1 protein-coding gene is annotated in these 514 nt (G+C 44.0%); it reads left to right on the forward strand.

Annotated elements, in window-relative coordinates; all coding sequences use genetic code 11:
* A partial coding sequence (locus F0319_RS18850) for a tape measure protein (protein WP_149367551.1) occupies nucleotides 1-514 on the forward strand: 514 nt, incomplete at both ends.

Consider the following 514-nt stretch of genomic DNA (forward strand, 5'->3'; position numbering starts at 1 on the left):
TTACAAGACAGAGCAAACTCTTCACTAAGACAGCTTGTAGGTGGTTTTGTTTCAGCGTATGCTATGCTGGAATTAGCTCAGAAGACTATTGATGCAGGTGTAAAGAGACAGTCTGCACAGTTAGCCTCAACAGCTATCTTTGGAGGGGATACACAGCAAGCTAGAATGTTCGCTGCTACGTTCTCTCACCAGATTGGTCAGAACTACACAGACACTATGAAGCAGTACTCAAACTTCGCTGCTGGTGCTCAACCTGCACTTGGTTTTGAAGGTACTCAGGAGTTTTATAAGAATGCTGCAATGTTCTCTCGTATTAGAGGGGCATCTGATGAAGACTTGAAAGGTATCATGGTTGCTTTCCAGCAAATGGCATCTAAGGGTAAAGTTCAGGCTGAAGAACTTCGTGGTCAGTTAGGTGACCGTTTGGCAGGTGCTGTTCAGTTGTTCTCTGATGCTATTGGTAAGACTCCACAAGAACTTGATAAATTGATGCAGGATGGTAAGCTACTTGCTA

It is taken from the genome of Enterobacter vonholyi, from assembly GCF_008364555.1.
GTDB lineage: Bacteria > Pseudomonadota > Gammaproteobacteria > Enterobacterales > Enterobacteriaceae > Enterobacter > Enterobacter vonholyi.